The 13,348-nt window shown below is 28.8% G+C and carries 13 protein-coding genes; 7 read left to right on the top strand and 6 right to left on the bottom strand.

The features are described 5' to 3' along the window. Nucleotides 1-434 precede the first annotated feature (434 nt). The 5 genes from Q0W06_RS13055 to Q0W06_RS13035 all read right to left on the bottom strand — a co-directional run bounded on the left by Q0W06_RS13055 (nt 435) and on the right by Q0W06_RS13035 (nt 5,354). A complete protein-coding gene (locus Q0W06_RS13055) occupies nt 435-785 on the bottom strand; it encodes a hypothetical protein (protein ID WP_297636338.1) in 351 nt (116 codons plus the stop codon). Nucleotides 786-863: 78 nt separating this feature from the next. Beyond that, the gene (locus Q0W06_RS13050; RefSeq protein ID WP_297636336.1) at nt 864-1,493 is read right to left on the bottom strand and encodes an NAD(P)H-dependent oxidoreductase; all 630 of its coding nucleotides are present in this window, start codon (nt 1,491-1,493) and stop codon (nt 864-866) included. Between the two features lie 339 nt (nt 1,494-1,832). Then, the gene (locus tag Q0W06_RS13045) at nt 1,833-2,012 is read right to left on the bottom strand and encodes a hypothetical protein (RefSeq protein ID WP_297636333.1); all 180 of its coding nucleotides are present in this window, start codon (nt 2,010-2,012) and stop codon (nt 1,833-1,835) included. Between the two features lie 978 nt (nt 2,013-2,990). Beyond that, on the bottom strand, nt 2,991-4,442 hold the full coding sequence (locus Q0W06_RS13040; protein ID WP_297636330.1) for a PLP-dependent aminotransferase family protein: 1,452 nt from the start codon (nt 4,440-4,442) through the stop codon (nt 2,991-2,993). Nucleotides 4,443-4,454: 12 nt separating this feature from the next. Continuing rightward, nucleotides 4,455-5,354 carry a D-alanine--D-alanine ligase gene (locus Q0W06_RS13035; RefSeq protein ID WP_297636327.1) on the bottom strand — a complete coding sequence of 300 codons (900 nt, stop codon included), beginning with the start codon at nt 5,352-5,354 and terminating at the stop codon, nt 4,455-4,457. Nucleotides 5,355-5,637: 283 nt separating this feature from the next. Here Q0W06_RS13035 and Q0W06_RS13030 point away from each other — a divergent pair, with 283 nt between their 5' ends. The 7 genes from Q0W06_RS13030 to Q0W06_RS13000 all read left to right on the top strand — a co-directional run bounded on the left by Q0W06_RS13030 (nt 5,638) and on the right by Q0W06_RS13000 (nt 12,609). After that, a complete protein-coding gene (locus Q0W06_RS13030; protein ID WP_297636324.1) occupies nt 5,638-6,348 on the top strand; it encodes an MIP/aquaporin family protein in 711 nt (236 codons plus the stop codon). Nucleotides 6,349-6,538: 190 nt separating this feature from the next. Next, the gene (locus Q0W06_RS13025) at nt 6,539-7,246 is read left to right on the top strand and encodes an MIP/aquaporin family protein (protein ID WP_297636321.1); all 708 of its coding nucleotides are present in this window, start codon (nt 6,539-6,541) and stop codon (nt 7,244-7,246) included. A gap of 26 nt (nt 7,247-7,272) precedes the next feature. After that, nucleotides 7,273-7,833 carry a glycerol-3-phosphate responsive antiterminator gene (locus Q0W06_RS13020; protein WP_297636316.1) on the top strand — a complete coding sequence of 187 codons (561 nt, stop codon included), beginning with the start codon at nt 7,273-7,275 and terminating at the stop codon, nt 7,831-7,833. 44 nt (nt 7,834-7,877) lie between these two features. After that, on the top strand, nt 7,878-9,380 hold the full coding sequence (gene glpK, locus Q0W06_RS13015) for a glycerol kinase GlpK (protein ID WP_297636313.1): 1,503 nt from the start codon (nt 7,878-7,880) through the stop codon (nt 9,378-9,380). Between the two features lie 181 nt (nt 9,381-9,561). Continuing rightward, nucleotides 9,562-10,989: an NAD(P)/FAD-dependent oxidoreductase gene (locus tag Q0W06_RS13010; RefSeq protein ID WP_297636310.1), complete on the top strand. Its 1,428-nt coding sequence runs from the start codon at nt 9,562-9,564 to the stop codon at nt 10,987-10,989. 13 nt (nt 10,990-11,002) lie between these two features. Beyond that, on the top strand, nt 11,003-12,256 hold the full coding sequence (locus Q0W06_RS13005) for an FAD-dependent oxidoreductase (RefSeq protein ID WP_297636307.1): 1,254 nt from the start codon (nt 11,003-11,005) through the stop codon (nt 12,254-12,256). Nucleotides 12,257-12,258: 2 nt separating this feature from the next. Then, nucleotides 12,259-12,609: a DUF1667 domain-containing protein gene (locus tag Q0W06_RS13000; RefSeq protein WP_297636304.1), complete on the top strand. Its 351-nt coding sequence runs from the start codon at nt 12,259-12,261 to the stop codon at nt 12,607-12,609. A 29-nt stretch (nt 12,610-12,638) separates the two neighbouring features. On the opposite strand, the gene Q0W06_RS12995 is transcribed toward Q0W06_RS13000, so the two are convergent. Next, complete coding sequence (locus Q0W06_RS12995; RefSeq protein WP_297636301.1) at nt 12,639-13,286, bottom strand: flavodoxin family protein; 648 nt, start codon at nt 13,284-13,286, stop codon at nt 12,639-12,641. Nucleotides 13,287-13,348: the final 62 nt, after the last annotated feature.

Genomic DNA, 13,348 nt, shown 5'->3' with positions numbered 1-13,348 from the left:
TTTGTTTATATATTATTCTGTTCAATTTTCAAAGACCATTTTTTCCTCGTCGCTTGTGGCGACTTGTTTGGTGACTCGTTAGCCACTCAACATAGACTATTATACTCGCACTTTTCGACATTCTACTTTTATTTTTATCTATTTTTTGAATTTATTCTTATTTTAATCTATTTTACTCCTTTTTTCATAGTTTTTCTTATATTGATACACTTGGTATAGTGTGTTATAATTTGTACCCTATTTTTTCAAAATTTAAGGATTTTAGACCATAATTGCTCTAAAATCCTCTATCAAATCTAAAAGGTACAACAAAGAACTCTACCTTTTTAGTATTTCTTTTAATTTTATTAAATATTCTAAATTAATTTTTTAACTCTTACATAATATATTCTTTAGATTAATTTACTTTTAGCTTATTTTGATTTATTTTTCTTTTAAATTAATTTATTCTCTACTCTTCTAGCTTTATTTATATAATTTGTTATTCTCATTTTAAATCTTTCTATATATCCACCTGTATAGAAGTTTATTAAATCATATGAAACAAAAATTGCATCTACTATTAAGTATTGTAGATCTTTTATATTTGTTTCTGAATCCTCATTCACTTCTAATGTATCACTTTTTATTTTTAAACTTTCAAATTCTTCTTTAAATTTATTTAGATTATCTATAATACTTTTATCTGTATTATCAGTAAATTTACTTTCTAATAACTTTTCATTGTATTCTACATATTCTTTATTTATTTTTTTATATTCTTCATATATATCTAATATACTCATTTTAAAATCTCCTTTTTTAATCCTATAATGCTAATTATACTTGTAAAGAAAAGATTTTAAAACGTCCTATTAAGTAATTTATTTAAAACTTCTTAGTATATGTGGAATTTTTTCTACTGCCTTTTCTTCTGCTGCCCTTTTACTTTCTTCTGTAAAACCAGTTCCGTCTATTAAGAGCTTTTCAAATTTTTTAATCCCTAGATGTTCCATTATTCCTTCTACATAGTCTATTCCTTGACACATTTCACCTTTAGTTATTAAATTTATTGGTCCACCTGATGCTTGAACATAAATCATTTTTCTATCACCCTCTAAAAGTCCTTTACATCCACTTTCAGAAATTTCTATTGTTATTCCATTTGATACAACACAATCAATATATTGTTTTAAAGGTGCTGGAAATGACATGCTCCATAAAGGTGCTGCTATAACATATGCATCTGCTTCTGCAAATTGATTTGCGAGTTTTTTTATTTGCTCAACATCTGCTTTTTCCTCTTTGCTTAATTCATCACACTCTTCTATCAAACAATTTTTCCCTGAGAAGTATTTAGCATTTAGTTCTGGTAATTCTTCTTCATATAAATTAATCTCTTCAAGATCACATTCGTGATTTGCCATTACCTCTTCCACTAACTTTCTTGATACTAATCTACTTGATGAATCTTCTTCATTTTTAGAGTTTACTATTATATACAATAATTTCATTGTATTCACACCTCACTTTTTTAATCTATACTTTTATTATCTGCATAAATACAAAAAAAATTCTCTTATCTTTATTTTATAATTTAGGAACTTTATATTATAAATAAGAATAACGAAACTATAAATTTAGAAAGAGTTTTCTCTAATCGCTTATTTCATCTTTATAATATTTTAACTCTACTAACTAAAAACATTCTAATTCTACAGTTTAATCTTCTATTTCAAATAACATAAATTCGACTTGTAGCTTTAAAATAAAAAAGACCAGAAGATTTTATTCTCCTAGTCTTTTTTATTTCATTCTAGTTTTTCTATCAATTAGTATGCTTCTATTTAAAGCTATTTTGATTCTTCTATTAGTTTATTTAATTTATTTTGTATAAGCCATAGTTTTTTTTGTTTCTTATTTGCTACTACTCTATTTTTATTTCCTGTAGCGCCTTCCACTTGTTTCATATATTCTGTGTCTGCTATTTTTATTGCTTCTTTTATTGTTAATAATTCTTCATGAGTAAACATTAGTAATCCTCCTATATATTTCACTTTCTTTTCTCTCTTTTTAAAACCCTTAAATTATATCATCTCTTTTGTTTTTTCTCTAATTTTAATTTTTCTCTTATATTTACTTCTTATATATCATCCTTAATTTACTCTATAATTTATTTTATCTAATTTATTCTATATCTTATTTTCACTATATTTGATTCACTTTATATTTTCATTAAAGCATTTTTTACTTTTTAGTTTTATATTATCCTTACTAATTATTTTATAATTCTATTAGGTAATTTATTTATTATAGTTTTATATTAATCATTACATATCCACATTATATAAATATCTCTATTTTTTATGCTATATTCTTATTCTACATATCATGTATCTACTATTCTATATACAATATACTTATTTCATATGATGTATCTATCATTCTATATATAGTATATTTATTTTCATGTGATATACCTACTACTCTGCATACAATATATTTATTTCATATAACGTACCTACTCTTCTATATACAGTATATTTATTTCATATGATATACCTACTCTTCTATATACAGTATATTTATTTCATATGATATATCTATCATTCTCTATATAATATATTTATTTCATATGATGTACTTACTATTCTATATACAATATTTATTTCATATGATGTACTTACTATTCTATATACAATGTTTAATGTACTTATTATTCTATATATATTTATTTCATATATAGTGAGAATGATATATATAAGTGAAAATATGATATATATGTGATTCATTTAATGTATCTTCTTGATATATTTTTAGTATATAGATTATATCTCTCTTTAATCTATATACATATCCAATAACTAAATTTTTATATTATAATTTTATTTTCCTAGTTTCTTCTCATTTCTCCCCTTATTCCTTTTATTATCGCTTTTCTCTTCTTATCCTTTTTATTCTTCTCTTCTTACCCTTTTTATTTTCTTACTCCTTTTATTTTCTTACCCCTTTTATTTTTCTCTTCTTATTTCTTTTATTGTCTCTCCAATTATTTTTACGCCTTTCTCAATTTGCTCTAGTGTAAGTCTTGGTAATCCTATTCTAAATGCATTATCTGAATAAGAATCTATAGAGAATAAATCTCCTGGCATGAATATTACTTTCTTTTCATAGCATCTTTCTAGTAATTCTCTACTATTTATATCTTTTAATCCTACATATATGTGTAGACCGCCTTCACCCCAAAGAATTTCAGGATCTATATATTTCTTTATACATTTAATTGCAAAGTTATATTTTTCTCTATATACCTTTTTAACTTTTTTTATATTTTTTTCAAAGTATCCTTCATTTAAATATTCATATAAGATTCCTTGATCTAAAAATGATGTATGAATATTTTTGCATCTTTTTACACTTTCTAATAATGTAATTAATTTCTTATCCGCTAATATCCATCCTATTCTTAAACCCGGAAATAGTATTTTTGAAAAACTTGATAGGTATATTACCCCACTTCCACCGATATCAAATGATGCAATTGGAGATAAATGCGTACTATTATATAGAAGCTCTTCATTAAATCCATCTTCTAATATTGGAATATTATATTCTTTAAAAAGGTTATAAACCTGATGTCTTTTTTCACCTTTCATTACAAGACCTGTAGGATTATGATATGAAGGTATTAAGTATCCAAATTTAATATTATCTAATTGAAGTTTTTCTTTTAGTTCTTCTATATCTAACCCATCTTCATTCATTTTGATTCCTATTATATCTATTCCATGAACCTTCATTATTTTTATAGCAGTATTATGTGTTGGATTTTCACAAATTATTTTATCTCCGGGATTAGTAAATGAAGATAATATTACTTCTAACCCTTCTGTAAATCCATTTGTCACTAATATATCTTTTCCGTCCGTATCTATTCCTTTTTTTTGCATATATTTTAATAGCCAATCTATTAATGGTTTATATCCTTTTGCATATCCATAATTTAATATTTTATGTTCTTCTATAGAAATTCTATTTAAAAATGATTTTTTAAATTCTTCTATATTGAATAATGCACCATCTGGTGAAATACTTTTAAAAGAAATAATATCTTTCTCCCAAGGTATTTCACTTTTAACTACGTCTAGTTCATTTGCTAACTTTCCATAATTATTAATTTTATTTTCCCAGGAAATATTCCATTTTTCTCTATCATTCGACTTAATAGGCGTTACAAATGTTCCCTTACCCTTAACTGTATATATAACCCCATCTGATTCTAAATTTTCGTAAGCCGTAATTATAGAATTACGACTTACTCCTAATATTCTTCCTAATTCTCGAGTAGCAGGCAACTTTCCGTTACCTGCTATCATTTTATTATCTATCATGTGTTTTATATAATTTTCTATTTGTTTATATATAGGTTCGTTATCATTAAAATCTAAGCTAGAAAAAATCAATTCATTCAACTCCTAATTGAGTGAGTATTTAATTATGCTATCTATTAACTCACTATATTCCATACCTCTAGCTTTAGCACTTATAGGAATTAAACTATTTTTTGTCATTCCAGGAAGTGTATTTATTTCTAGTACGTATGGTTCGTTATTACTTATTATCATATCAATTCTTGAATAACTCTTGCAACCTAATACACTCCATATTTTTTCTGATATTTTATCCACTTTTTCTTGTATGCTCCCTTTTAATGTTCCTACAGTATCTGTAGACCCTCCATCTGCATATTTTGAATTGAAATCAAAAAACTCTCCATTTTTTGCTTCTATTGAAATAGTAGGATATACTTCTCCATTTAAAACAAAACTTGATATTTCTTCTCCTGAAACAAACTTTTCTATTATAACTTCAGTATCATATTTTAAACCTTCTCTTACAGCATCTAAAACTTCTGTTGGATCTTTTATAAAAAATGTTGCAACACTAGATCCTCCATTATTAGGTTTTATAAATACTGGATATGTCATCTGACTTATTTTATTATAATCAATCTCTTGTATAGATTTTACAACAATCCAATCAGCTGTATTTATTCCTTCTTTTCTTATATATTCTTTAGCTAATGCTTTATTCATGCATATTTCACTAGTCTTTACGTTGCACCCACTATAAGGAATATTCATTTCTTCTAGTATTCCTTGAACTTTTCCATCTTCCCCAAATTTCCCATGCAATGCAATTAACGCAAAGTCTATATTTCTTGCCTTTTTAAATACGTCATCTTCTTCGTCTATAATTATAGGGATTATTTCATCATAGTTTTCTCTATTTATATTCCTTAATATTTCTTCTCCTGATTTTAAAGATATCTCTCTTTCTGTAGATATTCCTCCCATTAAAACTCCAATACGCATTTACTATCACTTTCCTTTTCGTTATTTTTACTATGATTTATTATATGTTTCACTCCCCTCTATATAAAGTACCACTCCTTTTAAAGTTTTTTATTAAGTGGTTCTAAAGTTTTCATTGAAAATGATTACATTAAGTGGTATACTTTGTCATATAAGAATTTGTATGTATGTTTTTGTGACTTGTGTTATAGAGTTAAAGAGAGTAGGACACAGGAGACTTTTGCGTCTCTTAATGTTCTATTCTCTTTTTTTAACGCATAAATTTAAAGGGGATGGTTCTTCCATGTTAGAAAAATTTTTAGGTGAAATGATTGGAACTATGATTATGATTTTGTTTGGGGATGCTGTAGTTGCAAATGTTTTGCTAAATAAAACTAAAGGGAATAATTCTGGTCTTATTGTTATTACTACCGCTTGGGCTTTTGCTGTTGCAATCCCAGTTTTTATTTTTGCTTCAATAAGTGGTGCTCAATTTAACCCCGCTGTTACTATTTCTTTGGCAGTTGTAGGTAAAATGCCTTGGTCTGAAGTACCGCTCTATATAATTGCTCAAATTATTGGTGCATTTCTTGGTGCTGTTTTAGTATATTTAACTTATTATAAGCATTTTGAAGCAACTGACGATAAAGATGCTAAGCTTGGAATTTTTTGTACAATGCCTGCAATAAGAGACTATAAGTGGAATTTTGTAACTGAGTTTATTGCAACCTTCATGCTTATGTTTGGTATTATGGGCATTGGTGCATCTAAAATGGTAGCAGGTGTTTCACCTATTGCTATTGGGTTTTTAATTTGGGTTTTAGGACTTTCTCTAGGTGGTCCTACAGGATATGCAATGAATCCTGCCAGAGATTTTGGTCCAAGACTTGCACATTTTTTACTTCCTATAAAAAATAAACGTGATTCTGATTGGAGCTATGCTTGGATTCCTATAATTGCTCCAATACTTGGAGGAATTGCCGGAACTGTATTATATACAATTATATTTAAATAAATATAATTATGCCTTCGCTTGAAATCATTTACAGTAGATGGTATAATTTTAAATGTAATAATTTGTATATCACTTATTACTTGTGTTATAGAGTTTTTAGAGAGTTAAACACAAGAAGCTTGTTGTCTTCTTTTGTCCATGCTCTCTTTTTTCTTTCTAATATTTATTTTATAAAAGGGGGACTTTATTTATGGAAAAATTTTTAGCTGAACTGGTTGGAACAATGATTCTAATCCTTTTAGGAGGTGGCGTTGTAGCCAACGTTGTTCTGAAAAAAACAAAGGGGAATAGTTCTGGTCATATTGTTATTGCTACTGGATGGGCTCTTGCTGTTGCAATTCCAGTATACATTTTTGCAGATGTAAGTAGTGCTCAATTTAATCCAGCTGTAACTTTATCTTTAGCTGTAATAGGTGATATGCCTTGGGCTGACGTTCCAATGTATATAATTGCCCAACTTTTAGGTGCATTTTTAGGTGCAGTTCTTGTATACTTAACTTATTACAAGCATTTTGAGGAAACTGATGATAAAGATTCTAAATTAGGTGTTTTTTGCACAATGCCAGCTATTAGAAGTTATAAATGGAATTTTATAACTGAATTTATAGCTACTTTCCTATTGATATTTGGAATCTTAGGTCTTGGAAGCAGTAATATGGTAGATGGAATATCTCCAATTGCTGTTGGTTTATTAATTTGGGCTATTGGTCTTTCTTTAGGAGGTCCTACTGGATATGCAATTAACCCTGCTAGAGATTTAGGTCCAAGAATTGCTCATTTTATTCTTCCTATAAAAGACAAGCGTGATTCAGATTGGTCATATGCTTGGATACCTATAGTTGCTCCAATATTAGGGGGAATTACAGGAGCTATTTTATTTACTATTATTTGTAGATAAAACTTTAAATTTGAAAGGAGCATTTAATGATGCGATTTAAACAAAAACTAGAAGATAACCCTATTGTTGCTGCTGTTAAGGACATGCAACAACTAGACAAAGCTTTACAAGCAGATGTTAATGTAATTTTTGTACTTTTTGGTAATGTTCTTGATATAGTTTCTATATCAAAAAAAATCTCTAATAGTAATAAAATTGGGATTTTGCACATCGATTTAGTTGATGGTTTAACTAATAGGGAGGTTGCTCTTCAATATTTAAAAGAAAAAACAACTTTCAATGGTATTATAAGTACTAAACCTCAAACTATAAAGACTGCTAAAAGACTTGGTCTTATAGCTATTCAAAGAGTCTTTATTTTAGATAGTCTTTCATTAAATAACGTTCAAAATCATTTAATTGATGAATGTGATGCTGTAGAAATGTTACCAGGACTATTGTTTAAGGTAATCACAAAACTTTCAACTACCCTTAACAAACCACTTATAGTTGGAGGTTTAATTTCAGATAAAGAAGATGTTATGGGAGCTCTAAAAGCTGGAGCAACTTGTATATCTACAACAAGAGAATCTATTTGGGACATGTAAAATTAGATTTATAATTATGGAAAATAATTTAAGAGGTGATTGTTATGAATAAATATGTAGTATCTTTAGATCAAGGGACAACTAGCTCAAGAGCTATAATTTTTGACAATGAACAAAATATCTTAGGCGTTAGTCAAAAAGAGTTTACTCAAATATATCCTAAGGAAGGTTGGGTAGAACATGACCCTATGGAAATTTGGGCAACTCAATATAGTGTACTTCAAGAGGTTATGGCAAAAACTAATATAACACAAGAAAATATAGCAGCCATAGGTATAACAAATCAAAGGGAAACTACTATCGTATGGGATAAGCATACTGGAATGCCAATATATAATGCTATTGTTTGGCAATGTAGAAGAACCGCTGAAATTTGTGATAATTTAAGAAAAGAGCCTGGGGTTGAATCATATATTAAAGAAAATACTGGACTTGTTCTAGATGCATATTTTTCTGGAACAAAAATTAAATGGATACTTGATAATGTAGAAGGAGCTAGAGAAAAAGCTGAAAATGGTGATCTTTTATTTGGTACTGTTGATACTTGGCTTGTTTGGAAACTTACTAACGGTAAAGTTCATGTAACTGATTATACTAATGCTTCTAGAACTATGTTATTTAATATAAAAACTTTAAAATGGGATGAAAAAATGTTAGAAACCTTAAATATCCCTAAATCAATGCTTCCTGACGTTAGAAATTCTTCTGAAATTTATGGATATGCAAATCTTGGTTCAAAAGGTGGTATTAGAGTTCCTATTGCTGGTATTGCCGGAGATCAACAAGCTGCTTTGTTTGGACAAGCTGCTTTTAATAAAGGTGATGTTAAAAACACTTACGGAACTGGTTGCTTCTTATTAATGAATACTGGTGATCAACTTGTTCAAAGTAAAAGTGGTCTTTTAACTACTATTGCTATTGGTATTGATGGAAAAGTTCAATATGCTTTAGAGGGGTCTGTCTTTGTAGGTGGTGCTGTTATTCAATGGCTTAGAGATGAACTTAGAATTGTTTCTGATGCTAGCGATACTGAATACTTTGCTAAAAAAGTTAAAGATAATGGTGGCGTTTATGTAGTTCCTGCCTTTGTTGGACTTGGAGCACCTCATTGGGATATGTATGCTCGTGGAACTATTGTTGGTCTAACTCGTGGAGCAAATAGAAATCATTTAATAAGAGCTGCTCTTGAATCTATAGCTTATCAAACTAGAGATGTTCTTGAAGCTATGATTTCTGATGTTGGATCTGATATAAACTGTATTAAAGTAGATGGTGGTGCAAGCCAAAACAGATTCTTAATGCAATTCCAATCTGACTTAGTTGGTAAAAAGGTTATTAAACCAATAATCACTGAAACTACAGCTTTAGGTGCTGCTTATTTAGCTGGTCTTGCTGTTGGATACTGGAAAGATAAAGAAGAAATATCTAAGCTTTGGTTTGCAAGTGAAGAATTTAATCCTGAAGTATCTGCTGAAGATCGCGATAAATACTACTCTAAATGGAAAAAAGCTGTCCAAAGATCAAAGGAATGGGCATTAGAAGATTAAAAAATTTATATTTTTATATAAAGTCTGGAAATGTTTACAAAGTTGTGATATAATAAAATCAACTTAATAAACAAATTATGATTTTGTGTAAGAAGAGAAGATAGAGCTAAACACAAAAAGGTCTTTTTATGTCCTTTTTGAGTTGGCTCTTTTATTTTGGTTAAAAAAAGGAGCGATATAAATGATTTATGATGTAGCGATTATTGGTTCAGGAATTATAGGGGGCGCAATCTTTAGAGAATTGTGTAAATATGATTTAAATGTAGTTACTTTAGAAAAAGAAAATGATGTTTCTATGGGAACATCTAAAGCAAATTCTGCTATAGTTCATTCAGGTTATGATCCTGAACCAGGAACTTTAATGGCAAAATATAATGTTTGGGGAAATAAAATGTTTGATAAGCTTTGCAAAGATTTATCAGTTCCTTTTAGACGAAATGGTTCCCTTATTATAGGATTCAATGATGATGATATGAAAGAACTTAATATCCTTTATAACCGTGGTGTTGCAAATGGAGTTGAGGGAGTAAGGTTAATTTCTAAAGAAGAAGTCTTAGAAATGGAACCAAATTTAAATAATGATGTCATTGGTGCACTTTTCTGTCCTACTGGTGGAATAGTTGGCGCTTATGAACTTACTATAGCATTATCAGAAAATGCTATAGATAATGGTGGTGAACTTAGATTAAATTCTAAAGTTATAAAAATAGAACAAACCGATCATTTCAAGATTACTCTTGAAAATGGCGATATTATAGAAAGTAAATTTATAGTTAATGCAGCTGGTGTTCATGCTGATGAAATTCATAATTTAATTTGCGAAGAAAGTTTTAAAATCACACCAAGAAAAGGTGAATATTTTCTTCTAGATAAAAGCCAAGGAAGTATTTTTACAAAAACAATTTTCCAATGTCCATCTGATCTTGGAAAAGGCGTTTTAGTAACTCCTACTGTTCATGGAAATCTTTTAGTTGGTCCTAATGCTCTTGATATAGAAAATAAAGATTCTGTAAGCACTGAATCTGATGGATTAAATTATATTAAGAAAACTTCTATTAGAACTACTGATAAGGTAAATTTCAGAGAAAATATTAGAAACTTTGCGGGCCTTCGTGCTGTAGCTGATTGTCCTGATTTTATTGTTGAAGAATCTAGTGTAAAAGGCTTCTTTGATGTAGCTGGAATGAAATCACCTGGATTAAGTTCTGCTCCTGCAATAGGTGTTAATGTTGTAAGAATGATGGGTGAATCTGGACTTGCTTTAATTCCAAAAGAAAACTTTAAAGAAACTAGAGAGCAAACTCACTTTATAGCTCTTACTAATAGAGAAAAATCTGAATTAATAAAAAAAGATAATAGATACGGAAGAATTATCTGCAGATGCGAATATATAACTGAAGGTGAAATCGTTGATAGTATAAACAGAACTCTTGGCGCTAGAACTATTGATGGTGTTAAAAGAAGATGTAGACCTGGTTGTGGTAGATGCCAAGGTGGTTTCTGTGGACCTAGAGTTCAGGAAATAATTGCACGTGAAACAGGTATGGATATGAAAGATGTTCTATTAGATAAGGAAAAATCTTATATAATTACTGGGAAAACAAAGTAGGAGGTATTGGATTATGAAATATGATTTAATTGTTGTTGGTGGTGGTCCTGCTGGACTTGCTGCTGCTTATGAAGCTTATACAAATGGAGTTAAAAACATTTTAATTATAGAAAGAGATACTGAACTTGGAGGTATTTTAAATCAATGTATTCATAACGGATTCGGCCTTCATACTTTTAAAGAAGAACTTACTGGTCCTGAATATGCAGGTAGATTTATAGATTTAGTTAAAGAAACTAATATAGAAGTTATGCTAGATACAATGGTCTTAATGGTTGATAAGAAAATCATTCATGCTATTGATTCTGAAAAAGGATATTTAACTTTAGAGGCAGAAGCTGTAGTTTTAGCAATGGGATGTCGTGAAAGAACTAGAGGTGCAATTGCTATTCCTGGTGATAGACCTTCTGGAATCTTTACAGCTGGAGCTGCTCAAAGGTTTATTAATATGGAAGGTAACATGGTTGGAAAGAAAGTTGTTATCTTAGGTTCTGGTGATATTGGTCTTATAATGGCTAGAAGAATGACCCTTGAAGGAGCTGAAGTTAAAGCTGTAGTTGAACTTATGCCATATTCAAATGGATTGACTAGAAATATAGTTCAATGTCTAGATGATTATAATATTCCTTTATATCTTTCTCATACTGTTGTTGATGTTCAAGGTGATGGAAGATTAGAAAAAGTTATAATTTCAAAAGTTGATGATAAATTTACTCCTATTAAAGGAAGTGAAATTGAATTTGATGTAGATACATTACTTTTATCAGTTGGACTAATACCAGAAAATGAACTTTCGAAAACTGCTGGTGTTGAACTTGATATGAGAACTAACGGACTTATTGTTTCTGAAAGTATGGAAACTAATAAAGATGGTGTTTTTGCTTGTGGTAATGTAGTACATGTACATGATTTAGTTGACTTTGTTACTGAAGAATCTAAAAATGCTGGTAGAAATGCTGCTAAATATATTCAAGGTAAAAAGAGATTAAATAAATTTATTGATATTAAAAATGGTGAAAATATAAGTTACACCGTTCCTCAAAAGTTTGAAATTGATTCTCTAGATGGAAATCTTGGAGTATTTATGAGAGTTCGTAATGTATTTAAAGATAACTTTATAATTGTTAGAGATGAAGAAGGAAATATAATTCAAAAGTTTAAAAAACCTCACGTTGCTCCTGCTGAAATGGAGAGAATAACTATTTTAAAAGATAACCTTTTAAAAGCTAAAGGAACTTTAACAATTTCATTAGAGGATGGTGAATAAGCATGATTAAAAACTTAATTTGTATAGTATGTCCTAAGGGATGTCATCTTACAGTAGATACAGATAAAGAAACTGTTACTGGTAACACTTGCAAAAGAGGAGAAATTTATGGTTTAAATGAAGTTAAAAACCCAACTAGAGTAGTAACTTCAACAGTTAAAATAAATAATTATGAAAATAAAGTAGTTCCTGTAAAAACTAAGGAACCTATTCCTAAAGGAATGATTTTTGATGTAATGAAAGAAATTAATAAAGTTTCTATCAGTCTACCAATTAAAGTTGGAGACGTTATTATAGAAAATGTCCTAAATACCGGTGTTGATATAGTATCAACTAAATCTATTGATAATTAAAATGCATCTTAATTATCACAAAACTCGCCTTACTTAGGCGAGTTTTTTTCTATCTCTTCCTTAATTTTCTTTATAACTTTATTGCACTTATCATTACTTTCACTTTGCTCACAAAACTCTAATGGGAAAGTTGCTTCATCCATTGAACTTAATAATCTTCCATGATCTTTATAAACATTTCCAACTAAACATTGATGTCCTCGTCCACAACTATAACACTGAGAATACCCTAAGACATTTATTGATTCTATAACACTTATTTTATTATAGTCTAAAAATCTTTTTATTGCTGCTTCTACAGAACTTCCCTCTTTTTCGTTATACGATGTTGTTACTATTACTGCTTTTTTATCTTTTAATGAAAATTCAGCATTATGTCTAAATGCAAATGTTCTCTCTAATACAGCATGTGATAAAGCATTTATCATCCCAAAATAATTTGCTGCACCAAAAACTATTATATCTGCTTTTAACATTTTTTCTTGAATCTCTTGGAAATCATCTTTTACTTTACATTTATTATCTTTTGCACATCCTAAACATGCAATGCACCCATTTATCTTTTTTCCACTTAAACTTATAATCTCATATTCTTCTCCAGATTCATGTAAAATCTTATTAACTGCTTGATATGTGATTCCATTTTTTCTAGCACTCCCTACAATTCCTAGTATCATCCAAATACACATCCTTCTAAAATATTCTTTCTTAAAGTATATATTAATATTATTTCCATCAT

This window comes from uncultured Clostridium sp. (assembly GCF_947072515.1).
GTDB lineage: Bacteria > Bacillota > Clostridia > Clostridiales > Clostridiaceae > Clostridium.
This window is presented reverse-complemented; position numbering and strand designations above follow the sequence as displayed.

Coding starts and splice junctions, on each gene's coding strand:
- Q0W06_RS13055 (WP_297636338.1), bottom strand. CDS start 785: ATGAGTATATTAGATATATATGAAGAATATAAAAAAATAAATAAAGAA.
- Q0W06_RS13050 (WP_297636336.1), bottom strand. CDS start 1,493: ATGAAATTATTGTATATAATAGTAAACTCTAAAAATGAAGAAGATTCA.
- Q0W06_RS13045 (WP_297636333.1), bottom strand. CDS start 2,012: ATGTTTACTCATGAAGAATTATTAACAATAAAAGAAGCAATAAAAATA.
- Q0W06_RS13035 (WP_297636327.1), bottom strand. CDS start 5,354: ATGCGTATTGGAGTTTTAATGGGAGGAATATCTACAGAAAGAGAGATA.
- Q0W06_RS13030 (WP_297636324.1), top strand. CDS start 5,638: ATGTTAGAAAAATTTTTAGGTGAAATGATTGGAACTATGATTATGATT.
- Q0W06_RS13025 (WP_297636321.1), top strand. CDS start 6,539: ATGGAAAAATTTTTAGCTGAACTGGTTGGAACAATGATTCTAATCCTT.
- Q0W06_RS13020 (WP_297636316.1), top strand. CDS start 7,273: ATGATGCGATTTAAACAAAAACTAGAAGATAACCCTATTGTTGCTGCT.
- glpK (WP_297636313.1), top strand. CDS start 7,878: ATGAATAAATATGTAGTATCTTTAGATCAAGGGACAACTAGCTCAAGA.
- Q0W06_RS13010 (WP_297636310.1), top strand. CDS start 9,562: ATGATTTATGATGTAGCGATTATTGGTTCAGGAATTATAGGGGGCGCA.
- Q0W06_RS13005 (WP_297636307.1), top strand. CDS start 11,003: ATGAAATATGATTTAATTGTTGTTGGTGGTGGTCCTGCTGGACTTGCT.
- Q0W06_RS13000 (WP_297636304.1), top strand. CDS start 12,259: ATGATTAAAAACTTAATTTGTATAGTATGTCCTAAGGGATGTCATCTT.
- Q0W06_RS12995 (WP_297636301.1), bottom strand. CDS start 13,286: ATGATACTAGGAATTGTAGGGAGTGCTAGAAAAAATGGAATCACATAT.